The 22,682-nt window shown below is 49.0% G+C and carries 22 protein-coding genes and 1 riboswitch; of the genes, 1 reads left to right on the top strand and 21 read right to left on the bottom strand.

Annotation, left to right across the window (positions count from 1 at the left end; all coding sequences use genetic code 11):
* Positions 1-7: 7 nt before the first annotated feature.
* The 15 genes from cbiE to ACQW03_RS13125 form a co-directional block, all read right to left on the bottom strand.
* The gene (gene cbiE / locus ACQW03_RS13195; RefSeq protein WP_441950092.1) at positions 8-1,264 is read right to left on the bottom strand and encodes a precorrin-6y C5,15-methyltransferase (decarboxylating) subunit CbiE; all 1,257 of its coding nucleotides are present in this window, start codon (positions 1,262-1,264) and stop codon (positions 8-10) included.
* A complete protein-coding gene (locus ACQW03_RS13190) occupies positions 1,257-2,402 on the bottom strand; it encodes a cobalt-precorrin-5B (C(1))-methyltransferase (RefSeq protein ID WP_441950090.1) in 1,146 nt (381 codons plus the stop codon). The genes cbiE and ACQW03_RS13190 overlap by 8 nt, the downstream gene beginning before the upstream one ends.
* Before the next feature lie 74 nt (positions 2,403-2,476).
* The gene (locus ACQW03_RS13185) at positions 2,477-3,121 is read right to left on the bottom strand and encodes a precorrin-8X methylmutase (RefSeq protein ID WP_013312413.1); all 645 of its coding nucleotides are present in this window, start codon (positions 3,119-3,121) and stop codon (positions 2,477-2,479) included.
* 379 nt (positions 3,122-3,500) lie between these two features.
* Positions 3,501-4,280 carry a precorrin-6A reductase gene (gene cobK / locus ACQW03_RS13180; RefSeq protein ID WP_441950087.1) on the bottom strand — a complete coding sequence of 260 codons (780 nt, stop codon included), beginning with the start codon at positions 4,278-4,280 and terminating at the stop codon, positions 3,501-3,503.
* Positions 4,277-5,323 (bottom strand): sirohydrochlorin chelatase, encoded by a 1,047-nt coding sequence (locus ACQW03_RS13175; RefSeq protein ID WP_441950085.1) that lies wholly within the window; start codon positions 5,321-5,323, stop codon positions 4,277-4,279. The genes cobK and ACQW03_RS13175 overlap by 4 nt, the downstream gene beginning before the upstream one ends.
* Positions 5,324-5,415: 92 nt before the next feature.
* The gene (cobJ, locus tag ACQW03_RS13170; protein WP_441950083.1) at positions 5,416-7,212 is read right to left on the bottom strand and encodes a precorrin-3B C(17)-methyltransferase; all 1,797 of its coding nucleotides are present in this window, start codon (positions 7,210-7,212) and stop codon (positions 5,416-5,418) included.
* A 311-nt stretch (positions 7,213-7,523) separates the two neighbouring features.
* Positions 7,524-7,709, bottom strand: a riboswitch (cobalamin riboswitch).
* A 57-nt stretch (positions 7,710-7,766) separates the two neighbouring features.
* Positions 7,767-8,321 carry a TIGR00730 family Rossman fold protein gene (locus ACQW03_RS13165; RefSeq protein ID WP_250269843.1) on the bottom strand — a complete coding sequence of 185 codons (555 nt, stop codon included), beginning with the start codon at positions 8,319-8,321 and terminating at the stop codon, positions 7,767-7,769.
* A gap of 206 nt (positions 8,322-8,527) precedes the next feature.
* On the bottom strand, positions 8,528-9,379 hold the full coding sequence (locus ACQW03_RS13160) for a uroporphyrinogen-III synthase (RefSeq protein WP_441950080.1): 852 nt from the start codon (positions 9,377-9,379) through the stop codon (positions 8,528-8,530).
* 101 nt (positions 9,380-9,480) lie between these two features.
* Positions 9,481-10,635 carry a GerAB/ArcD/ProY family transporter gene (locus tag ACQW03_RS13155; RefSeq protein WP_441950078.1) on the bottom strand — a complete coding sequence of 385 codons (1,155 nt, stop codon included), beginning with the start codon at positions 10,633-10,635 and terminating at the stop codon, positions 9,481-9,483.
* Between the two features lie 43 nt (positions 10,636-10,678).
* Positions 10,679-10,903 carry a hypothetical protein gene (locus tag ACQW03_RS13150; RefSeq protein WP_071643441.1) on the bottom strand — a complete coding sequence of 75 codons (225 nt, stop codon included), beginning with the start codon at positions 10,901-10,903 and terminating at the stop codon, positions 10,679-10,681.
* On the bottom strand, positions 10,896-12,113 hold the full coding sequence (locus ACQW03_RS13145; protein ID WP_441950076.1) for a Ger(x)C family spore germination protein: 1,218 nt from the start codon (positions 12,111-12,113) through the stop codon (positions 10,896-10,898). The genes ACQW03_RS13150 and ACQW03_RS13145 overlap by 8 nt, the downstream gene beginning before the upstream one ends.
* The gene (locus tag ACQW03_RS13140) at positions 12,113-13,738 is read right to left on the bottom strand and encodes a spore germination protein (protein ID WP_441950074.1); all 1,626 of its coding nucleotides are present in this window, start codon (positions 13,736-13,738) and stop codon (positions 12,113-12,115) included. Before ACQW03_RS13140 ends, ACQW03_RS13145 begins: the two co-directional genes overlap by 1 nt.
* Before the next feature lie 179 nt (positions 13,739-13,917).
* On the bottom strand, positions 13,918-14,256 hold the full coding sequence (locus ACQW03_RS13135) for a hypothetical protein (RefSeq protein WP_028540747.1): 339 nt from the start codon (positions 14,254-14,256) through the stop codon (positions 13,918-13,920).
* 15 nt (positions 14,257-14,271) lie between these two features.
* Positions 14,272-14,985 (bottom strand): pirin family protein, encoded by a 714-nt coding sequence (locus tag ACQW03_RS13130; RefSeq protein WP_071643447.1) that lies wholly within the window; start codon positions 14,983-14,985, stop codon positions 14,272-14,274.
* Between the two features lie 69 nt (positions 14,986-15,054).
* A complete protein-coding gene (locus ACQW03_RS13125; protein ID WP_023990802.1) occupies positions 15,055-15,912 on the bottom strand; it encodes a LysR family transcriptional regulator in 858 nt (285 codons plus the stop codon).
* 181 nt (positions 15,913-16,093) lie between these two features.
* Between ACQW03_RS13125 and ACQW03_RS13120 the strand changes: the two genes are divergently transcribed.
* Entirely contained in the window at positions 16,094-17,074 is a 981-nt protein-coding gene (locus ACQW03_RS13120; RefSeq protein ID WP_252508936.1) for a DMT family transporter, read from the top strand.
* Positions 17,075-17,293: 219 nt separating this feature from the next.
* Here ACQW03_RS13120 and ACQW03_RS13115 read toward each other — a convergent pair whose 3' ends face one another.
* From ACQW03_RS13115 to ACQW03_RS13090, 6 genes are all read right to left on the bottom strand, one after another.
* Positions 17,294-19,282, bottom strand: coding sequence for a methyl-accepting chemotaxis protein (locus ACQW03_RS13115; RefSeq protein WP_220030381.1), 1,989 nt, complete (start codon positions 19,280-19,282; stop codon positions 17,294-17,296).
* A gap of 154 nt (positions 19,283-19,436) precedes the next feature.
* On the bottom strand, positions 19,437-19,844 hold the full coding sequence (locus tag ACQW03_RS13110) for a DoxX family protein (RefSeq protein WP_441950070.1): 408 nt from the start codon (positions 19,842-19,844) through the stop codon (positions 19,437-19,439).
* Positions 19,845-19,961: 117 nt separating this feature from the next.
* The gene (locus ACQW03_RS13105; RefSeq protein ID WP_220030382.1) at positions 19,962-20,822 is read right to left on the bottom strand and encodes a M56 family metallopeptidase; all 861 of its coding nucleotides are present in this window, start codon (positions 20,820-20,822) and stop codon (positions 19,962-19,964) included.
* Positions 20,823-20,824: 2 nt separating this feature from the next.
* Positions 20,825-21,238 (bottom strand): BlaI/MecI/CopY family transcriptional regulator, encoded by a 414-nt coding sequence (locus ACQW03_RS13100; RefSeq protein ID WP_023990807.1) that lies wholly within the window; start codon positions 21,236-21,238, stop codon positions 20,825-20,827.
* Positions 21,239-21,384: 146 nt separating this feature from the next.
* Positions 21,385-22,224: a winged helix-turn-helix domain-containing protein gene (locus ACQW03_RS13095; protein WP_071643454.1), complete on the bottom strand. Its 840-nt coding sequence runs from the start codon at positions 22,222-22,224 to the stop codon at positions 21,385-21,387.
* The gene (locus ACQW03_RS13090) at positions 22,200-22,595 is read right to left on the bottom strand and encodes a Fur family transcriptional regulator (RefSeq protein ID WP_023990809.1); all 396 of its coding nucleotides are present in this window, start codon (positions 22,593-22,595) and stop codon (positions 22,200-22,202) included. The genes ACQW03_RS13095 and ACQW03_RS13090 overlap by 25 nt, the downstream gene beginning before the upstream one ends.
* Between the last annotated feature and the right edge of the window lie 87 nt (positions 22,596-22,682).

The following is a 22,682-nucleotide window of genomic DNA, read 5'->3' as shown; positions in this document are numbered from 1 at the left end:
TACCAGCTTACTCCCCTGCTACTTCGTCAGCCACGTCCACCACCGGCTGTCCTGTAATAACATATATCGGATTAAGTCCGTCAAAACGCGTCATATTCAAAATCGGCTTGCTGCGCGCTGTTTGCAATAACGTCACCGAAGTTTCGAGTCCTGCTGCTTGCATCGCCTTCATCCCATCATGCAGCGTCTCAATCGTTGCAGCATTCACTACAATTCGTCCATCCTTACGCAGACGGGAAGCACACAGACGAATCAGCTCCGCCAATTCTCCCCCGCTCCCACCGATAAACACCGCATCCGGGTCTGGCAGATCTTCCAGTCCGGCAGGCGCTTTGGCATGAATAACCGGGAAATCGGTACGGAATTTGGTTTTGTTCGCTTCCACATTAGCCAGATCGCCTTCGTTCTTCTCAATGGCAAATACTTGCCCATACTTGGCTAGCCGCGCACATTCCACCGCTACAGAGCCGGAGCCTGCGCCGATATCCCATACGATGCTTCGTTCGGTCAGACGCAGCTCGGACAAGCTGAATACGCGTACTTCACGCTTCGTGATCAGCCCTTTTTCCGGCTTGCGCTGGTGAAATTCTGCATCCTCGAAGCCAAATCCTCGACGAATTGCAGGCACGTCTTCTCCCTTACGGCGACGTAAAATAACCACATTCAATGGTTGGAACGTTCTCTTCGCCATCTCTTCCAGCGTATAATGCTGATACGCCTCATCCGGTCCGCCCAAATGCTCGCCGACAAAGGCATCATATTCCGTCATGCCATAATGCAGCAGATAGGCAGCGACGGCGGCGGGATGATTTCGGTCATCCGTCAGCAGCGCGACCTTGTTCTGTCCGTCGATCCGCTGCGCCAATCCAGTCATCGGACGGCCGTGTACGCTTTCCAGCACCGCATCCTGCCAGCTTTCACCGAGACGCGCAAACGCCAGCTGAACCGAGCTGAGATGCGGCAAAATATCCAGATGTTCAGCCCCCAGCTTGGCAGACAAATAACCTGCAATTCCAAAAAAAAGCGGATCGCCTGACGCAAGCACGACAATATCCCTGTCCTCACGCAACCGTCCCAATTCTTCTACCACGGCAGATAAGCCGCTCTTTAATGTTCGTTTTTCCCCTGCGAATGCCTTGAAAAAGGCTAGCTGGCGTTCTCCACCAACCAGCAGATCGGCATGCTCAATGTGCTCCAGCGTCTCCTGCGACAGACCTGCCGCTCCATTTTCACCGATACCAATGACACGAATCACTCTACTCACCGACTCTCGCCCTCCCCAGCACGTTCCCTTTCATCGTTACCAGTACCATTTCCACGACAATTCCACCACCTGCATGGTCCAGACAATGCTGACATCCATAGGTACACAGCTTTTCAAAAAAGCTCAGCGCATTCGCTTCGGTCATCATATCCGCCACCTGCGTAGCTGTATTCGCCTCTGCCACTGCCGCTACAAGCGACTCGTCCACACCAGCCTCACGCGCGACCTCAGCCAAAAAGCCAAAGTCCACCGGAGCGCTCTTGGAGTGAACCATCATGACACCTTGAGCTACCTTCGACAGCTTGCCGGGCATACCGACGAGAATAATCTTTTTCATTCCCAGCCGTTTCCCATGCTTAATGGCAAAGCCGACAAAATCCCCCATCTGAATAAAGGCCTCTTCCGTCAGCTGATCGTACATTTGCATGGCATATTTTTCACTGCTGCCGCCTGTGGTCAGGACTATTTCCTGGCAGTTCATCGCTTGCGCAACCGATATGGCCTGCACGACACTGGCTTTATAAGCTGACGTGGAAAACGGAACGACCACACCACGCGTGCCTAGTATGGAAATACCGCCAAGAATGCCAAGTCGTCCGTTCAACGTTTTCTTGGCGATTTCTTCGCCGTCCGGTACGCTGATGACGACACGGACACCTTTGGCCGATCCGTGCTCTTCAAGCACGTCTGTCACAGCCTCCGTAATCATACGGCGCGGCACCGGATTAATCGCTGCTTCCCCGATAGGCACAGGCAGACCGGGCTTCGTTACCCGCCCAACGCCGATGCCACCGTCCAGCTCAATGCCCGGCTCCTCGCGCCAGCTAACTAACGCGCTAATTTTCGCCTGATGCGTGGCATCTGGGTCATCGCCACCGTCCTTGATCGTCGTGCAAGAAGCTTCGTCCGCGTCCAACACAGGCTCGATCAGCTCAAACGCATGATCAAAGCCCGCGGGCAGCGATATCACTGCTTCCTTCGGCGGAATGCCCGTGATGAGCAGTTGTACCGCTCCTTTGGCCACTGCAGCCGCACAAGCTCCAGTCGTAAAGCCTGACCGCATTGGCTTGTCCGGTGCGGGAGCTTCACCGCTTTTCATCCGTTTGGGCCTGTCGGCGGACGCCGCTTCCTTTTCCATCCCAATTCCTCCTTAACCTCTTCTGCTGATCATGTTCCAATTCATTTCATGATACAGCAAACGGACAACCGCATCTAGCGGACAGCCATTAAGGAAATCGCATTCAATGCTGCTACGACAATTGTACTGCCGCCCTTGCGTCCAATATTCGTAATGAACGGAATATCCAGCTTGCGCAGCTCGTCCTTGGATTCTGCCGCCGAGACGAAACCGACGGGCATGCCAATTACCAGTCCGGGCTTAGCCGCTCCTTCTTTCACCAGACGAATTAACTCCAGCAACGCTGTCGGTGCATTACCAATGGCATAGATACCGCCTTCGCCCGCCTGAATCGCTTTGCGCATCGAAATAATGGCGCGTGTCGTATTCAGCCTTTTCGCTTCTTCCATGACGTCAGGGTCAGATATGTACACATGCACATCCCCACCAAATTGACGGATACGATCCTTGCTCAGCCCCGCTTGAATCATTTGCACATCCGCCACTACCTGCTGTCCTGCACGAATAGCTGCAACCCCGGCTTCAATCGCTTTTGGATGAAACACCATGCTGCGGCCCAGCTCAAAATCAGCAGATGCATGAATGACACGCTGTACAACAGGATATTGCTCTGCTGTAAAAGGATGCTCTCCCAGTTCTTCTGTGATCATCTCGAAGCTTTTGCCCTCAATCTCCTGCGGCTGTACCGTTAGCGGTTTAAAATCTGTTTTAAAATCCATCGTATCGACCACTCCCTTATGGAAAATTAGAAAATTAAATTAGCTTAGAACATTAAAGTTAACTATTGTTCCACTGCGCAGTCGGATGGTGCTTCCCATCGCCACCGCCCCCGGATTCCTTGAATAAAACCTATGATCAGCGTAGAAATCCGGGGACAAAAGCGACCGCTACGCTTGTACAGCACCATTCCGACTACTCCGTTTTATGTTCATTTTTCAAGTTCGTCTTATATAGGGAAAATGACATTCATGTTAAGGAGTTACAAACACCTCTACACAAAAACTACACATTTTAAGATGACTATATTTTAAATACACGCCAGAAATCGTTCTGAATTCATCGGATTGACTGGACCGACCAGCTTCATAGGCTTATGTCTTACAGCACAGACTCCTCTTTGTCTATACGCAGTGCATCAATCACTCCGTCGAAATGATCAAATACTGTGCCAAATTCCACTTCCGGCCTGGAAATCAAAAGTACGTGAACCCCCAGCTCCAATGCAGATTGAACCTTTTCATCCACTGCTCCCGTGCGTCCGCTTTCCTTGGTGACCATCACGGTCGTGCCATAGTGCTTGTACAATGCCTCATTCATCTCGCGGGAAAAGGGTCCCTGCATGGCAATAATATTCTTTTGTTCCATGCCCAGTTCGCCGCATTTCTCCATATTGTCCAGGCGCGGCAGCATGCGTGCAACCAGACGAATCTCCGGGTCTCCGAGTAAATGCTTGGTGAACGTACCGAGCGTCTTACTGCCCGTCGTAAGCATTACAGAGCCCTTGAGTTGCTTCGCTTCTAATGCGGCCTCTTCATAGGAAGACACGATGTGGAGCAACGGATGATTGTCATACACCAGTCCCGCCCGCTCGTAGCGAATATAAGGAACCCCGGACTCGCGAGCGGCTGCCATCGCATTCGCATGTGCTTCTTCTGCAAAAGGATGACTGGCATCAATAATCGCCTGTATTCCCTGCTCCCGAATCATTGCAGCCATTTCATCGGCTGTCATTCGGCCTGTACGTACGTCTAGTCCCGCTTCGGACAAGCTGGCTGCCGCGCTTTCGGTTACGACCGAGGTCAATACGTTGAAGCCATTGTCACGGATTTGCAGCGCCAATTCCCTAGCGTCGCTCGTTCCGCATAGCATGAATATCATGAGCCCACCTGCCCGCTTCCGTTCACTACAGATGGCGTATGTGAATGCTCGTGATGGTGATCATGGTCATCATGGCTGTGAGCATGGACATGCTCATGAGTGTGATCGTGGCTGTGTGTATGGTGATCATGATGATCGTGCTCATGTGCATGATGATGATGTTCATGGTCGTGCTCATGATCGTGGTCATGGTGATGATGATGGTGCTCCTGCGCCTCCAGACGGAACTGACAGTTATCACAATTGGCCGTAACCTTGCCAAACAAGCCTTCCTTAGCTCGCTCCAGCACCAGTTCAATCAATTGGGGATGGAAACCAAAATATCCGCCCATCTCCACTTGTAATGTAGGGTGAGCCTCGGCAAATTCCTGGGTCATTTCTCCGATACGCTTAATCAGCACACCCGTGAACAGAAAATAGGGAAGCACGATAATCTTTTTAGCCCCCAATCGTACACAACGCTCCAACCCATCGGGAAAAGAAGGCTGCGTCACACCGATAAAGCTGCTCTCTACCCAGGTATAAGAAAGCTGCTCCCACAGCATACGGGTGATTTTGAAAAAGTCACTGTTCGCATCTGGATCGCTACTTCCGCGCCCTAATACAAGTACCGCCGTTTCTTCGTCGGATACCTCGGCAAATGCCTCTACAGCGCTATTCATTCCCGCTGGAATTGCAACCGGACGTGCCTCTTTCAAGCGGCTTTGTAGAATGCTGACGATTTTCTCATGAACACCAATCGGACGTCCGTATACAAATTCCACCTGCGGATATTTCGCCTTTGCTCGGTCAATAGCCATCGGAATATCAATTTTGGCATGTACCGCTGCGAACAAGATAATCGGTATAAGAACGACACGCGTCGCCCCTTTCTCCACACATGTTTGCATCCCATCAGCAATGCTGGGACGTGCCAACTCCAAGAAACAGGTTTCCACGCACATATCCGGTACCCGGTCTGCCACTGCCTGTGCAAATTCCAGCAGTTCCTGGTTCCCCTCCGGGTCCCGACTTCCATGTCCAACCAACAATATTGCATCCACTGCTGTTTTTTCCTCCTCTTTAATAGGGATAACCTGCATGACGCCCTATTTTATATATATGCTTGTATTCAGTTCATCAGGCCTTCAGTCCATTAATCACCACAAACCGCATTCACTTCTACCGTTGCTGGTGCATCTTCATGCCGGAAACCCGCAACGACACCTACACGTTTAAAAAATTTATGAAAACGCTCATTCGGATGCCCTTTTTCTTTATATTCAGCAATGACGTTCTCCACGATGTCAGTAATCTGATCGCCCGGAATCCCTTCCGCTACGGGCTGAGCGGCATGAGCATTGCGACCGAATTTTTTGCCACCGAGGAAGAGGTCGTATCCTCCCTTGCGATAGACGATTCCGATATCCTCCAGCACCGCTCCATAGCAGGCCATACCGCATCCGTTCAAAGCAATGCTCGTTTCCTTGGGTGCCTGTAATCCGCCAAGTACAACCTGTAGATGCTCAGCCACAGGCACAGCATCATCCTTTTCCATATTGCAGAAGTCGCACGCCTTCACCTTAAACACATCGCCAATCGGCATGACAATGAATCGTTCATCCCGCAGCCGTCCGACCAGTTCCTCGGGGTCTGCACACGACACGCGCAGCACGATCTGATGATCTGGCGTGTATTCCAGCTCGCCGTCATCACCCGCTACCTCGGCGAGCAGCGCCATCTGGCGAGCGGTGAACTTCTTGTTTCCCACACCCGGGGAAACGCCCACCTCAAATAGCGCAGGCTTGCCAAAGCCGCCTGTCGCCATTCCAGCCGTAGCCCCCGCTCCGGCCACCGCTGACGTTCCGGCGGTGCTCTCGAAGGTAGGCGCTTGCCCGCTCCAGCGAGCGTTGGCTGCGCCAGGCAGCTTGCCGCCAACAGCGAGGCGGCTTAGTGCCTCTGCCGCCAGCGATGCTGGGGCTGCGCCGGTTTGCACAGCATTCGTTGCCTGCACGGCAGCCATCGCTTGCGGGCGTGCCTGCGTCGCAACCGCAGCGCCGCTCGCGGAAGGCCCGCCGGGCGTAGTCGGGGCTGCGCCTGCCTGCGGTGTATCCTCTTGTGCGCCCAGCGACCACGGCTCCGCTTCCGTGCGGAGACGCTGGTGCGGCTTGAGTGCCTGCTCGGTCGCATCTAATGTGTATTTGCGCTGATATCCGCGCGGAGTCACGATCAAACCGTCATACACCGTCGTCGAGGAATTGCCGATGATTACAGTCGTCAGCATCCCGATGTCATGATTCAGCATATCCTCCAGCGTCGTTACAATAACTTGCTGACGTTCACGATAAGCACTTTTCACCAACCCGACTGGAGTTTGCGGATCGCGGTAACGCAGCAAAATGGACTGCGTCTCCACAATCTGGCGGGTACGCCGACCACTGCGCGGGTTATATAATGCAATTACAAAATCGGCCGAAGCCGCTGCTTCTACGCGCTTCACAATCGTTTCCCATGGGGTCAGATGATCACTCAGACTGATCGTGCACGCATCATGCATAACTGGCGCCCCCAACAGTGAAGCACAGGACTGAATAGCCGAAATCCCCGGTACGACTTCTACCTCAACTCCGTCCTCGCGTCGCCAGCCTTTTTGCATCAGTACCTCATACACCAGTCCTGCCATACCATAGACTCCCGCATCTCCACTGGAAATGACAGCTACCTTCTTGCCCATCTCTGCTTGGCGAACCGCCTCCTGCGCACGGCTCACTTCCTCTGTCATCCCTGTGCGTACAATCTCCTGTCCGTTCAACAACGGACGGATCAAATCAACGTAGGTATTGTAGCCGATAATGACCTCACTTTCGGCCAGCGCATCCAGCGCCCGTTTTGTGATATGTTCCATATCTCCTGGTCCAAATCCAATCACCAGCAATTTTCCTAATGGGCTCATCGTGCTCCTCCTATTCATCCTTTTCAGGGCAGCTATGCTATCTATTTCAATGATTTATGCACATCGTGTAACTCAAAAAAACCCCATCCTGCCCGGATGGGGTTTCTATGTACGCATCTCTCATCAGACGAACAAACAGCGTAAGAAGACACTATTTGTCTTCCTCCAGCCTGCCGTTGTCCTCCATCTGACTGTTTACGTTTCAAACGCTGCTGCACGTTCATATCCACGCAAACCTCTAGCCAACATGGAAAAAGCAACGTGTGCCTGATTTCCTGATTTCGTACACCCATCCTCTCCGCGAAGGTTAACGGTGCATACAGATCAAGGTAGGTCTCCTGGCTTGGCATCAACGGATTCTTTCGTCTTCCCCGTTTTTCACGAGTGACCATTTTAAAAAATCCTCTTCCTTACAGTGGCGGGACCGCTCGGGATTTGCACCCGATTCCCTGTTACCCTTTGCTCAACCGCAAAGGCACCTTGTCTGTCCGCTATTTGATTATGGGTCTTATCATAACCTTGCCTCAATCAGTTGTGCAAGCACGAAAAACGCTTTATTTCAAGTTCTCTGCTTTATTTTTTAGCATATGTAGCAATTCGTCCGGGTCCGCAGAGATACTTAATAACGCTGGGTGCTCAGCCCCGGTAAACCCTTCTTGCACGCTATGACGTACCATTTCTACTAACGGGTCAAAATATCCATTCACATTCAACAGCCCAATGGGCTTGCGATGAATCCCGATTTGCGCCCAGCACAATACCTCGAATAGCTCCTCAAAGGTTCCCAAGCCACCCGGAAGGGCAATAAACGCATCGGCCATCTCGCTCATTGCCGCTTTACGCTCATGCATGCTTCCTACCTCAATAAATTCGGTAACTCCCCGATGAATGATCTCTGCATCAAATAACAAGGTGGGCATAATGCCAGTGACCTGACCGTCACCCGCCAGCATGCCGTCCGCCACCTCTCCCATCAACCCCCTACTGGAGCCACCATAGATCAGACGGATATGATGGCGAGCCATGGCTTCTCCCAGCTTGCCTGCCGCTTCAACATATACCGATGAATGTCCAGGTCTGGACCCGGCAAATACGCAAATAGAATTCATTAACGTCTCAGCTCCTGTCCTAAGTATCATGCATCGAAACTTATTCATTATATTAGATAAACATTTTCACTATAACAAAAATCTTTGTCGATGCATGTCCAACAAAAAAAGATAAAGACCTTGTAGGCCCTTATCTTTATTTTACTCTGTATCCCAAAATATAAGTTCATTTTTTAGCATAATGCATTTATAATTTTGATCTCATTTCAATGACCATTCACGATCTTCAGACCACATCCATGCACCGAATCGTTATGTTCAAAATATTTGCCCAGCTCCACCATCATCGCGCCCATGCGCTCTTCGTTCGGAAACACGACTCGATCAATCCCTTCTTCCACAATGGACTGTGCAGTCACCTTCCCTACGGATACAGCAATCACATCCTCACGAAAAGCTTCCAGTAAATCCTCGATTCGATTTTGCTCTCTCGCATATTGGGCCAAAAATCGGATTTGCGGACCACTTGTGAACGTAACAGCATCAACATTACGATGGATAACATCCTCCAGTAACGCCTGCAACTTTGCTTCCTCAGGTGGGATATGCTTATAAGGAAGTACCTGGCGGGTCACTGCCCCCTGCTCGTCCAGCCACTTTACCAACCGTGGAGCTGGATCGCCATGCAGTTGCAACAATACTTCCTTCCCCTTCAGATCGTATGGGGCGAAAGCTCCTGTCAATCCGATCAAACTTCCGTCCTCGTCTCGTACTGCTGGCGTAAAGCCACGCTTTTTGAGTCCATTGACCGTCTTGTAGCCCCGCGCTGCAATGTTGGAGGATTGCAGCAACTCCATAATCTGCTCGGCCACGCCCATATCCTCTGCCATATCGAACAAGGCATCCAGCCCCATACCTGTCGTGAAGATGTACCAGTCCGGGGGGTGCTTCACCCACGCTACAACAGCGTTGCGCAGCTCGATATCATTCAAAAAAACGGTGCCCTGGGCCGGGCGCTGTACTGGCTCACCCCCCATCTTCACAACTAGCAGCGCCATTTCCTCTGCCTTACGGGGACCAGCAAGAGCGACTCTCTTACCTGCCATGCGTTGTGCCATTCTGTTGCCTCCCTTGTAGAAGTCATATTTCTTTCTACCAAGTATACAATCAGAGGGGTAAAAGACAAATAAGAATTACTTTTCCGATAAATACAGTAATCTTATAAGTGGTCGTGTCCTGTTCTGCCTCCATGCTGGCTTTCTTTCTGACTACTGCTATCCCGCTCTCCGTTAAATGCCTTATCATCTCCGCCTCTTCCTTTAGATTTGGATCGGAGCAACATCCATAGCAACAAGGGCATGATAACAAAAAAAATGATCATCACCACGGTCCACTCCCGGCTGAAATCATAAATTTGCACGATATTGGAGAACAGCATAAACGAGCAGACGTAACCTAACAAACCTACGGGCCAAACCATCAGACTTCCCCATGCATGGGCAAACATACGCTTTACCGCCAAACTGGTAACGTACAGATCAACCCCAATCTTCGTAAGAAAGGTCGGTACAGTCAGTGCTGCCACGAACAAGTCGAACCGATCCAAAAAGTCCGTTAGCTGCAACTGACGCACTAGTTCATAGGATGGATAAAATAGCCGGGACAAGATAGGAACACCAATGACCAACTCCGACAGCAACATCAGCATGGTCAGAAATGCGGTTCCGAGCAAATGCCCATACCATGCACTACGCCCATTATAGCTCTTCCCAGAAATCACAAAGGGAACTATCATGACATCTGCCATATAACCTAGCATGCGCCAGCTACCCTTGATCACTCCATCTACTTCCGGATGTAAATAGGGTCTCAGTACCGAAAAATCCATATTACGCCCGAAAAAAAGCGGCATGGTCAGCAGCGTCAGAATCAACAAAGGTACAAAAATCTCGGTCATATTCACGATGGTGCTTATTCCGCCTTTGGCCATAAACGCCAGAGTCAAAAGCAAAATAAGAGATACGACAACAATCGGAGTCAGCGGCAAAAGTACAACCTCCACCAAATCCGTGATAATTCTCAAATCCCGTGCAAAAATGATCAGAAATAAAATAAGGTAAACTGCAAGCAGCATACGTCCTAGCACAGGGTGAGAGCTCACCATCGCCTGCATCAGGTCCTGATCAGGAAAACGCCGCTTGAGTTTCAACATGGCCCAGATCGGCAAGCATAGCACGATAGCCGCAATTATACAGGTCCAGTAGGCATGTTGATTCGCGTAATCTGCTGCCTGCGCCGGAGCATGTACAAGGGTAATACCGACCTCCATCAATACACCAAGCAGCACGATTTGTCTGGTTGTGAACTGTCTCATGCAGGTACATCCTCCTTTTGCCCGCAGGCATCCATTACACGATTTACAACGTAGGGGGGAGCCACATGTCAATAAAACGGGCCAGCCATGTAGCCACATAAACGGAGCTCTTCGTCGATGTCCCGTAAATCCAGATACCAATGCTAATGACATACAATACGCGTGCGATCCAGCGATTGACGGCGTGTGCATTGTTCATACTTTTACGGTCGATCAGATACATGAAGAGCATAGCCAGCAATAAAGGTAATAGAAATACTTTATTCATTCTGGATTTGCTCCTTTTTGACCCCGAATGGTTTGGTGACCGCACCGATATTTTCAATATGCACGACCGGATCTATAGTAACCTCCACCTTGGGATACAGTTGATCCCATTGAGGTTTAATCCGTTCCCATTCATCCGGATGACTCGTAATAATAGCCCGGCCCAAACCAAGTATGTCTGAGTGATATTTTTGCTGGATCACCTTGACACCCTCTCCCAGCTCCCTCTTAATTTCCCCGGCTGTCTGCTGTTCCAGCCACTTCAAATTTTCCTCGTTGGAAATATCGAAATCCGTCTCATTTTCCTTCACATTCCCGTTACAGTTCATATGAACGGTCATTCGAATCTCATCCCCGCGAATATTGGGCTTGATATGGACTTTATTTTCGATGAGGTGTACAGATATGTAGCCTCTACCTTTGGGAGGGTGGATAAATATTTCTGTCTCCTTGGCTTGCTCCATACCCAAAAGCAGGAATCGACTGAGGTGGTTATCTATAATCCCTGTTAACCTGTCTTTCCGAAATACAGCTAGCCCATCGACCTGAATATTTGTCTTCTTGTCTTTAAGATTAGAGGGGCCATTCTTCACCAGAGACATCACCGGCACCACCGGGTCAATGCCATCCAGCAGGACGGAATTTATCAGCAGCTTAATAGAACGAGGTTTTTTCATATAGGAATAGTTGAGCTCACGCACCATTTCTGCCGGATATTGCTCAATCGGGGCATCTGCCTGAAGCACGTCCATCGCTGATCCCTTCGTAATAACAACCAGGGAAGACAGTCGGTTCTGCGGAACACGTGCCAGTACATCCATCATTTTACTAATCCCTTCTCGTGCCAGCGCCTCGCCGAACAGCAGCACCCGCCGGTGGGAGTAGTTCAGTGTTCGCGAAACTCCGCGCTGTTCCTCAGTGCTTGCTCCGCGAAAGCTTGAACCTGTTTTGGACTCCAGGTAGTAGGACTTCGTACCGCTTGTACCTCCCCCTCCTCCTGTGCTGCCCGAAGATCCAAGTTGTCCGGGCAAAGCGATTTGCATCGTTACCCGGTATTGATCGCCTTCTTTATCCAGACCCGTACCCATTACAAAGGCCACATCGTTCACTTCACGGCGATCCCAGCATCCTCCCAAAAGAACAGAACAAAGCAGCAGACAACAGAGCACAGCCGCTTTACGTATTTGTTGTGCATCGGATTTGGGCTTCATCACCATCCCTCCTCGGTTGTAGGCGATCCATTCATCTTTTCCTTCGCTCGTTTGTTGTTGTCTTTACCAATCCAGGAAGGACGTTTAGTCATTTTCCACCAAGGCGCACGAACGACGATATCCTTTTGATCCATATGTTTGTATGGGCTATATCCGCTCATATAAGGAACACCAAACGATGTTAGCTTGGTTAGATGCGTAGCAATCAGCGTTGTCGCAATAATGATTCCAAACAATCCGAATAATCCCGCCATCAGCATAATTGGAAATCGTAGCAGACGAACCGTGATGGCAAAGTTAAAACGCGGGATGGTAAACGACGCAATACCTGTGAGCGACACAATAATGACCATCGGGGCCGATACAATCCCTGCTTGTACAGAGGCCTGACCGATGACGAGCGCTCCAAGGATACTGACAGCCTGACCGACCGTTTTGGGGAGACGAATCCCCGCTTCTCGTAACGCCTCAAAGGAAATTTCCATCATTAGTGCTTCCACCAAAGCGGGGAAAGGGATAGACTCACGTGCTGCTGCAATACTCAAAATAAGCGTCGTCGGCAGCATATCATGATGATAGGTCGTCACCGCTACATATAATGCAGGCAGAAAGAGAGCCAATATGAGAAAAAGAAAACGAATCCAGCGCACCATATTACTGATAAAAAAGCGCTCGTAATAGTCTTCGCTCGCTTGCATCATCTGCCACATCGTCACGGGCCCAATCAGGGCAAAGGGCGTTCCGTCTACAAAAATAGCAAAACGTCCTTCCAATAATTGCGCAGTGACGGTATCAGGGCGTTCGGTGTATTCCATTTGCGGAAACGGCGAAAACGGATGATCCTCAATCAGTTCCTCAATATATCCAGTCTCCAGAACACCATCAATTTTAATATCACTAAGCCTTTTTTTTACATCCTCCACCAGCTTCGGATCTATGATCCCTTCAATATAAGTAAGGACGACGCTCGTTTGAGTTTCTGTTCCGATGGTCATGCTGTACATCTTGAGCTTGGAGGTCTTCAGCTTGAAACGTAACAGTGCCGTATTGACGCGAAGTGTCTCTGTGAATCCTTCACGCGGTCCACGAATAACCGATTCGGTCTGCGGCTCCTCCACTCCACGGCGGACGCCCCCCTTGGCGCTGAAAATATACGCACGAGGTGTGCCATCTACGAACAAGGCGGCATTGCCGTCCAGTATCGCTGCCGATACCATCTTCCATTCGTCCATCGTTTTGGTCTGGGACATGGAGATACGAGTTTCATCCAGCGGCTCCAATTTGCCGTTCACTTCAGGGTCCTTGAGCATCATGCCCAGAATGACAGGCCGCAGGATATGGTCCTGCAAATCCTCCGATTTTACCGTACCTTCAAAATAAGCCAATAACCCTTTGCGTTCAGGGGAAATCATGAGCTCTCGATAGACGATATCAGAGCAATCCTTGAAAATATCACGCAAAGCAATCAAATTGTCTTCCACACTGCTACGTAGCGGCTGTTCCAGCCACGAAGACTCAGGCAGTCCTTTAGGCACATTGGAATTTCGTGTCTTGCGGTCTGCGGCTGGAATCGCTCTCCGGCTCCACGGTAGCTTCGGCAACTTGGGAAAGCGCCCTTTCTTCATCGTTATTCCCCCTTTACGAATGAGCGGAACAGATAATATGACATATAGGATGTACCAGCCTGCAAAGGATTATGTATCCAATGAACTCAACATGTTGAACAGATAACAAAAAGACCCTGCAATGATGCAGGGTCTTCGGAAATCCATTATAAATCTAAAAATTTATTATAAAAGAATGATTAATCTCCCCAATACTCCTCGGGATGGTATTCAATCTCAGAACTAGCTTTGAACGTAAGCTCATCTGTCTGATCATGATATTCCACGCTTTCCGGGGTGACGTAATACCAATGCTTCACCACGGGTCCATCGTCTACCGGCGTTACAAAACGAAATACGTTCAACTCCCCGCTATAACGCACAATCGCCTCCGCCGTCTCATGCGGCAGTCCTTGAAGCGTAAAGCGAAACACGCCGTCCGCCGATTCCAAATGGCAATCGAAAACCTGCTTGCGGCTGTCAGCAAAGCTACGTCCCGTAACGGCATGCTTGATCAGCCATGTTTCCTGCTGCGCCATTGTGCGCACCTCCTTTTAGGGCAAATCAATCAACATATAAAAAACAGAATCTTCTGCTTTCAGTGAGAGCTTCGGCTCCTGCTCAATACGAGCGGAATCGCGTCCTTGCAGAATATGTTCACCGTTCACACGCAGCGAGCCTTCGATGACGAATAGAAACACGCGCCGACCCTCGGCCTGTGTGAATTCTACTTGCTCTCCAGCCTGAAGCTTGCTTAAATAAATCGTTAAATCCTGGTTGATTGCAGCAATTTCACCCTCTGTGCCTGGTACACGCTTTCCGGCAACCACAGGCAGAAGCTGACCGTGAAGACGCTCAGGATTAAACGCTGTAGCCTCATATGACGGTTTCAGGCCTCTCGTATGCGGGCTAAACCACAATTGTAGTAGACTGACATCCTCCGTTTGTGAAGCGTTGTGCTCCGTATGAATGATACCGTGGCCCGCTGACATTCGCTGAATGCCTCCAAAATGGGTCACCGCTACATGTCCACGGTTGTCTTCATGACGCAGTTCCCCATACAGCACAATCGAAACAATCTCCATATCACTGTGCGGATGCGCCCCAAAGCCCCGTCCCGGTGTGATGACATCGTCATTACAGACACGCATAGGACCAAACGCTGTATTGTTCTCATCCTGATACTCCGCGAATGAAAAGCTGTGACTCCCCCGCAGCCAGCCCTTATCGAAGCTGAATCGGGAAGCCGCCGGATATATTGTAAACATAATAGCCCTCCTTCAGGAAGAAAAATGAGATCAAATCCCTCTCATTGTAACCGAGCCCAAGCGATAAAGCTACGCCTCTGTCTGAGTGATAATCTCATCTATAAAAGACTGCAAAGTACTGGTAACAAAGGCTTCCTTACGCCGGATAAACACCGTTGTTACTTCATTGTACGGCTCAGGCATCGCATGACCGCATACAAGGCCTTGAGCCACCAGCCCGCTGATCGAAGATTCGGGAAAAACAGTCATTCCAATACCAGCCGCCACACTGCCGATAATTGTCTCAAATGTCCCAAACTCCATAATCTGCTTGGGAATAATCCCCTCCATTTTGAGCCAAGTTTCCAGCCGTCCCCGGTAGCCGCAGCCTTTTTTATACAGCAGGAGTGGACGGGTTGTAAGATCCTCAACAGAAAAGTCATCTCCTTGGGAAACAAGGACCAGTTTTTCCTGAAATACATCAAACTGTTCAATCAGCGGATGCTTCACCGGCCCGGTCACAAAAGCTCCATCCAGCCGCATTTCTGCAACCTCCTGCACCAGAGACTCTGTAACCCCGGCCTTGAGGGACAACTCGACATCCGGATACTTGCTATAGTAGGCATGTAAAATGGCCGGGAGGGCAATGACAGTCTCCACAATGCCAATCTCCAGCACCCCCGAAGGTGCAGAGGTATTCTGAAACGCATGTTTCATTTCCTCGAATTGCGATAAAATGCTTTTCGTATATTGCAGCAGACGCTTGCCCTCAGCATTGAGGATCATTCCCCGCTTATGTCTATTAAATAAAGGCGTTTGCAGTTCCTTTTCGAGCAGCTTGATTCTGGCCGTTACATTGGACTGGACATAGCTAAGCTCGGCTGCAGCCTTGCTGACACTGCCATGCGCAGCCACCGTCTGGAAAATGTTTAAATCGTTCAGATCCACTACTGCTCCCCCTTATTGTGAAGGACAAGGGGCCATCAAAATTGACGCGACTTGTCACTTATTATCATTTTAAATGATCATAATGTTTATTTTCAATCATTTTACCAACAGCTTCCTATCCTTTATGATGTGTCCATAAGATATGTCCGCTGAGACCGGCAAGGAGGAGCTTTTGTACACCATGAACAGACAAATCATGACCGGATCTTTATTATGCCTAATCGCCAGTATGTCCTGGGGGGCGATGTTTCCGGTTTCGCACATTGCATTACAACACATCAATCCACTGTACTTTTCATTTTTGCGCTATTTATCGGTTACACTCATTTTAGTTGTGCTATTGTGGCTCAAAGAGGGACGGACAGCATTTCGCTTTGAGGGCAAGGGCAAGACGTTGTTATTCTTCGGGACCATGGGATTCACCATTTATAATATGGCCGTTTTCCAGGGACAGCACGCGATGGGGGCAGCAGGTACTCTGGTAGCCTCTATAATGGAAGTGCTAATGCCGATGATTTCCATTGCGATGGTGTGGATCATGACCCGTAAAATGCCTCCGAAATATACACTAATCAGCATGGTGATTGCGCTGGCTGGGGCTTTACTTGTGATCACGAACGGAAAATGGACCTTTTTCACGCTTGCCGGACAACATTTACTGCCGCTGCTGCTTATTTTCGTAGGCGTCGTCGGATGGGTCGTATATTCCATGGGAGGCAGCCATTTTGCAGGATGGTCTACTCTACGGTATTCAACCCTAACCTGCATGCTCGGAACTCTCGTCTCCTTCGTAGTCGTCACATTTGCCTCTGCTTTCAACTGGATTGTGGTGCCGGACTGGCAGGCTGTGTGGTCAGTTAAATACGAAATGAGCTTTATGATCCTGCTTCCAGGGCTAGCTGCCCTGCTTAGCTGGAATGCTGGAATCCGAAAGCTGTCTCCACTGAACGGAATTCTATTTATTAACTTTGTACCGATTACCACGCTGGTACTCATGTACTTCCAAGGTTATGCTATTAGCCGTTTTGAACTATATGGTACAGTGCTAGTCATTTTCGCACTGATTCTGAACAATATGTTTCAGAGAAGTTCGCTACGTCCTTCCGACAGCTCTCGGGATGTCCGTTTCCGTCTGGATCGCCGCAAGTCCTTCCAACGTTAACTTCTAACCCTGCAAACCAAAAATTATTCTAAAAACATTTAAAAAAAGCGCCTGGATACAGAGTACAATCTCCTGTATCCGGCGCTTTTTATTCATTTCAGGATTTTGCAAAATTCGATTTCAGTCGCTCTGAAGCGCAAGATATAGACGAACTAAACCATTTCGATCTATATCTCATTCATTGGAAGTCGCTTATTGGATTTTTGCGAAATCCTCATTTTAGGATTTTCCTTCAACCTGAAAACGTCCAACCAGTTCGCGCAATTCCTCTGCCATTTGGCTCAGGTCCGCTGTAGATGAAGCAATTTCCTCGATAGAAGCGAGCTGTTGCTCAGCTGCGGCTGAGATCGACTCGGTGTTGCTCGCTGCCTCATCCGAAATGTGGGAAATATCGCTCATAATATCTACGACACCTACAGTCCCCCGTGCCATTTCCTGAGTCACTCCGGTAATGTCATTGATATGCTCCATAGCTCGTTCCACGGCTTGGCTGATTTCCGCAAAGGATTGCTCAGACGTGGTTACCGAATCAATGCCTTCCGTCACCCGTGTCCGCGCTTGATGCATAGCGCCCAGAGCATGATTCATATCCACCTGCATCGCTTCAATACGCTCCGAGATCAAGGTAGCCGATTTGGCAGATTCCTCAGCTAGCTTACGCACCTCCGTAGCGACCACGGCAAATCCCTTACCATGATCCCCAGCGCGTGCGGCCTCAATGGACGCATTTAGAGCTAACAGATTGGTCTGTTTAGCGATACCGGATATAACGCTGATAATATTCACGATTTCACCGGAGCGCTCATTGAGGGAGTCCATCGCTTGTCCGAGATCGTTAACGGTCTCGTCGATGTCATGCATCTTCTGTACAGCCTGCGTAGCAGCCTTGCTACCCTCCTGAGCCGACTCGGCGTTCATCTTCACATGTTCAGATACGCCCACCATACGCTCGGATACGTTCGCTGCTTGCTGAGCAAGCTCCTCCATATGTACAGAACCGTGCTTGACGCTCTGCACCTGACGTTCACTGCCCACAGCTACTTCTTGGATAGCAATGGTGACATGCTCAATCGCTTGGGTTGTCTGATCTGCACCCGCAGCCAGCTCCTCCGCTGAAGAACTTACCCGATCTGTCGTTTCGTGTACGCTTCGAATCATCGTGCGCAAACTGTCGACCATGGTTTGGAAGTGAGAAGACAATTCGCCAACCTCATCCGTTTTTCCGGTTTCCAAATCGCCCGTCAAATCTCCTTCACTGATTCGTTCTGCTGATTTTTGCAGCTTACGAATCGGTACCAGAACAGAACGGGTGATCAGGAAAATCGCGATAAGCGCAATCACCAATGAGGCAGCCAACACAAAAATGGTTACATAACGCATGGCAGCGGTGGCATCGCTGATCTCGGATTGATAGAAGGTACCTGCAATTTTCCAGCCGGTATCCGTATTCGTTACATAGGTCAAATATTTCTCGTGACCTTCATACACATATGTATACTGCCCGCTCTGCGCTGCATACATATTATTTATAAAGCTTGCATCAAGAGATGTACCCGGCTTAGCCGTAGGGTGGACTACAAATTTTTTCGTATGATCCAAAATGATGATATACCCCTCCTGGCCGACTTTGATGGAGGCCAGTTTGCGTACACTTTCCAGATTTAGAGAAATCCCGATAACCCCGGACTGGTCGGAAAGCGTCTGAGATACCACCACAACAGGAATACCCGATGAATTGATGATAACAGGGGTGATCGCTACCTTACCGGGTTGCTTCATCGCTTCGATGTACCATGGCCGTGTACGAGGATCAAATGTCCCTTCGTCCTCCTTGGGCACCCCCCGAATCATCAGCCCCTCCGGTGTTCCAACAAAAATATCCGTCGCATCTTCGTGCAAGCCCTTGTATTGAATCAGTTTGGGCTGAATCAATGGGCTGTTTCGACCATCTATCATTGAGGCGTCCAGACGCTCTGCCAAATACTTCGCATCTTTAATTTTACTGGCGATTGCGTATTCAATAATCGAGTTAGCCGTCGCTACACCCTGATTTGCACTGCTGTAGAGCTGTTTCTCCATAGCATTATATGATGATTTATAGGTCGCAATGGAAATACTTAAGCTCGGAATCAGCAAAACAAGCAAAAAACCTAAACTTAGCTTGTTCCTGAGTGTCCATATAGTTTTTCTCTTTCGCGTTGTTCCCATGTTTTTTCCCCTTTGCTCATAAAACATTATATTTGAATTACATTCAGTGTTAGTTATATCGGTTGAAAGTAACAAATGATTTACAATAAAATTTCACAAAGGAGAAAAACAAAAACCACGCCCTATGAGACTAAGGACGCGGTTATATAAACATTTAGACCTGTACGTTACTGTTTTCAGCCTTTTTACGGCCAAATAACTGACCCACTGCCAGAAACCGTCCACCGACAAGTGCTTGCTGAAGGCTGGTGAACAGAATCAGCAGATCAAATTCAATCGAGCCAAAAGGCTGTCCTTTTTTAGCAGTTAGCAATACACCGATCATAACGATAGTCAATGCCGCTCCAGCCAGCCGTGTTCCGATACCCAGAACCAGTGCAATACCCCCAACCAGCTCAACGGTAGCGACCACAGGAGCCATCCAGCCAGGGAGTCCGATGCTTTGGAAGAAACCAGAGGTTCCGTCTAATCCCTGAAACTTTAGTGCACCGTGAACGATAAAAATAACCCCTGTAAAGATTCGTACCAACAACAATCCAATATTCATAAGCGTTTGATTCATTTGCTCATCTCCTTTTAAGTTGTATAAAAATTCTGTAACAAACTACATAGTGTAGTGTATTGAACATCGAGAATCGGGAGCGCGAAAAGCGCCACCCGTAAGAAACATCTTGTCCAACTAAATTAGCGCCAGTGCGAACATAAGTGTCAGCATCACTAGCACATAGCTGGAAAACATAATCGAACGCCAAGGCATTTGAATGACAGGTTCTTGCTGAGGGTCTAAAATACGTGAGATACGATAATTAATGGACGTTTCTGCAAACGAGGAACAAGCGGCGGAGTTTACCAGACGAGTATTGGCAGGCGTCATACTCAGAAGCTTGAGCAATGCGCTCCCAATCCCAACTGGGGAACCAGCTCGATGAATCGCTTCGTTATCAGCCAAAATTTCACGGGCCGTCTTATAATGATTGGTAATGTGACGCAGCACCGGCAAGTAAAATAGCTGTTTAGCACACACTTGCAGCAACCAGGTCTTCAACGGATCATAATGTTTCATATGATAGGCTTCATGGTATATGACCGCTTCTTCCTCGTGCTTGTCCAGTACGGACAATAGGGCAGAGGACAATACAATACGTGGCTTCCATAATCCCATGGTGAAGGCGGCTGGCTTGGCATAATCAATGACCCATATCCGATCGGTCCCGAGTTCACGATATCGCTCACCCAGTGCTTCGGTCAGCGGCAGGTCACGCATTCGGTGCAGTCTGCGAAAAGCTGCCCTGGTAGCCATACACTGTCTGACTGCTTCTCCTCCGGCGATAGTGAAGGTAACGAGAACCAGCCCGCTGAGCGCATCCACCATGTAGCCGATTCCGTAGTGCTGCAACAAGCTTCTGCATATTTGAAACACGTTATAATTCAATTTCCAGCCGAAAACATGCTGCCCGGCGTACATACCCATCTGCATAAGGGCGAAACCCGAAATCAAGGCGCCTGCTGTAAACAGTAATTTAGAACGTGTTTTCCACATCGCTACATATCCTTTTTCCATTGTTTAATTTTTTGTTCCAGACGTTCGATCAACTTCGGATCGGCCACCTCCAGAGCATCAATCATATGATTGACAGCAAGCGGACCAAATTCATCCACCAATTCGTGACTCAGTCCCTTGGATTGCTCATCCATGAACTCATCCCTGCTTAATACTGGACGATATAAAGACGTTCTCCCACGTATACTCTTACTCAGTATTCCCTTTTCCACTAAACGGTTCATCACGGTCATTACCGTATTGAAGTTAAAGTCCCGATCCCCCTCCAACGCGGTCTGCACTTCTTTGATACTCCGATCCGAAGTGGACCATAAAATATCCATAATTTTGGCTTCCAGAGGTCCGAAAAATCGGTTAAGCCCGGTTTCGCCAGCTTTAAAATTCAGTCGTTTCATAAGAAGCACCTCACACTACCGATTGTAGTGTATATATCCGGCTAAAGTCAACCGTCACACCTAATGTCAGTTTCTTCATGGAATCATATACAAACCGCCGAATGTCTCCATCCGACGGAAATTCATCGATATTCATAGCCTTTAGTTCAATCTGCCAATCTGTATCCTACACCTCTTACGGTTGCAATATATTCAGGTTCCGCAGGTCGATCATCCAGCTTCTTGCGCAAACTTTTGACATGCACATCTACAACGTTGCTGCCTCCTACAAAATCCGTCTCCCAGATATCGTGCATCATTTGCTCGCGGGAGATCACTTTGCCTTGAGCATCAATCAGCTTCAGCAGCAAATCGTATTCTGTTTTAGTCAGATTCAATTGACTCTCTTCTTTATATACCAGCATTTTATCTCGGTCAATCCAGATGTCCTTGAATACCGTACGACGGCTGGCTTGCGCTGCCTGACGGGAAGCTGCAGGATGGCGTACAATCATCCGTTCAATGTCATGCACCATATGATTGGAAGCCAGCGGCCACACCAGCACCTCTTCTGAAGGGAGCAGCTCATGCGCATGTACAGACACCCGATCCTGAACCACATACATAACCGGTGTGTCTTTCATGTGTTCTACCTCGAGACGATTGCGGATATCCAGTAATTCACTCTGTGGTTCGGTGGCGGTCAAATCGTAAATCAACAGATCGCTTCCCAGATGACGCTGCACTTCAGGTTCCCAGCGATGAAAAACCATCACATCAAAACACGCATCTGACAACGTACGCACCAACCCATGAACTACACCCGGTACCGAACTGATCAGAATGATACGACGTGTAGTCGGACAATACAAAGGCTCATTGGAAGGAACCGTCTGCACCGTAGGTGTAGAGGGAGCTGCTAACATCGATGTCCAACTGCCCTTCACCCGTCTAGGCATATCAGCCACTTTGAAACGATTCGTTATCTGATTCGTTTGCTTTGACATTCCTTACACACTCCTCCGAATACGACATGGGCATGGGCAATATTATACCCCGTTTCATGCGCAACCGTGTCAATCCAATCATGTGGGACTTCACTCATCACTTCATCTACTCGGCCGCATACCTGACAAATAATATGCTGATGATCGTCCATCCGTCCGTCATAACGACTAGCAGCTTCCCCCAACTTCAATTCACGGATTAGTTCCTTATCCGTCAAATAACGTAGGGAATTATATACTGTTCCATAGGCCAGATTATATCCGCGCTCCATCAACCGATTCATAACATCGGCCGCAGTAGGATGATCGTGGGCTTCACGAACCACATCATATACCGCTTGGCGCTGTGAAGTTAAATTTAAAGTTCTCATACCGCATCTCCCTTAACCAAAGCAGATTATATTAATTACAAACTTAAAATCATATCAAATATCAATTTAGAATAAGTATAAATCTTA

This window comes from Paenibacillus sp. DRB1-1, assembly GCF_052119485.1.
GTDB lineage: Bacteria > Bacillota > Bacilli > Paenibacillales > Paenibacillaceae > Paenibacillus > Paenibacillus polymyxa_B.
This window is presented reverse-complemented; position numbering and strand designations above follow the sequence as displayed.

Excerpts from the sequence above, each read along its gene's own strand:
- ACQW03_RS13135 (WP_028540747.1), bottom strand. The coding sequence starts at position 14,256 with ATGGCGCAGCAGGAAACATGGCTGATCAAGCATGCCGTTACGGGACGT.
- ACQW03_RS13145 (WP_441950076.1), bottom strand. The coding sequence starts at position 12,113 with ATGAAGCCCAAATCCGATGCACAACAAATACGTAAAGCGGCTGTGCTC.
- ACQW03_RS13090 (WP_023990809.1), bottom strand. The coding sequence starts at position 22,595 with ATGAGAACTTTAAATTTAACTTCACAGCGCCAAGCGGTATATGATGTG.
- cobK (WP_441950087.1), bottom strand. The coding sequence starts at position 4,280 with ATGATATTCATGCTATGCGGAACGAGCGACGCTAGGGAATTGGCGCTG.
- ACQW03_RS13105 (WP_220030382.1), bottom strand. The coding sequence starts at position 20,822 with ATGTGGAAAACACGTTCTAAATTACTGTTTACAGCAGGCGCCTTGATT.
- ACQW03_RS13115 (WP_220030381.1), bottom strand. The coding sequence starts at position 19,282 with ATGGGAACAACGCGAAAGAGAAAAACTATATGGACACTCAGGAACAAG.
- ACQW03_RS13130 (WP_071643447.1), bottom strand. The coding sequence starts at position 14,985 with ATGTTTACAATATATCCGGCGGCTTCCCGATTCAGCTTCGATAAGGGC.
- ACQW03_RS13155 (WP_441950078.1), bottom strand. The coding sequence starts at position 10,635 with ATGAGACAGTTCACAACCAGACAAATCGTGCTGCTTGGTGTATTGATG.
- ACQW03_RS13120 (WP_252508936.1), top strand. The coding sequence starts at position 16,094 with ATGAACAGACAAATCATGACCGGATCTTTATTATGCCTAATCGCCAGT.
- ACQW03_RS13140 (WP_441950074.1), bottom strand. The coding sequence starts at position 13,738 with ATGAAGAAAGGGCGCTTTCCCAAGTTGCCGAAGCTACCGTGGAGCCGG.
- ACQW03_RS13165 (WP_250269843.1), bottom strand. The coding sequence starts at position 8,321 with ATGAATTCTATTTGCGTATTTGCCGGGTCCAGACCTGGACATTCATCG.
- ACQW03_RS13110 (WP_441950070.1), bottom strand. The coding sequence starts at position 19,844 with ATGAATCAAACGCTTATGAATATTGGATTGTTGTTGGTACGAATCTTT.
- ACQW03_RS13150 (WP_071643441.1), bottom strand. The coding sequence starts at position 10,903 with ATGAATAAAGTATTTCTATTACCTTTATTGCTGGCTATGCTCTTCATG.
- ACQW03_RS13160 (WP_441950080.1), bottom strand. The coding sequence starts at position 9,379 with ATGGCACAACGCATGGCAGGTAAGAGAGTCGCTCTTGCTGGTCCCCGT.
- ACQW03_RS13100 (WP_023990807.1), bottom strand. The coding sequence starts at position 21,238 with ATGAAACGACTGAATTTTAAAGCTGGCGAAACCGGGCTTAACCGATTT.
- ACQW03_RS13190 (WP_441950090.1), bottom strand. The coding sequence starts at position 2,402 with ATGGAAAAGGAAGCGGCGTCCGCCGACAGGCCCAAACGGATGAAAAGC.
- ACQW03_RS13095 (WP_071643454.1), bottom strand. The coding sequence starts at position 22,224 with ATGTCAAAGCAAACGAATCAGATAACGAATCGTTTCAAAGTGGCTGAT.
- cobJ (WP_441950083.1), bottom strand. The coding sequence starts at position 7,212 with ATGAGCCCATTAGGAAAATTGCTGGTGATTGGATTTGGACCAGGAGAT.
- ACQW03_RS13185 (WP_013312413.1), bottom strand. The coding sequence starts at position 3,121 with ATGGATTTTAAAACAGATTTTAAACCGCTAACGGTACAGCCGCAGGAG.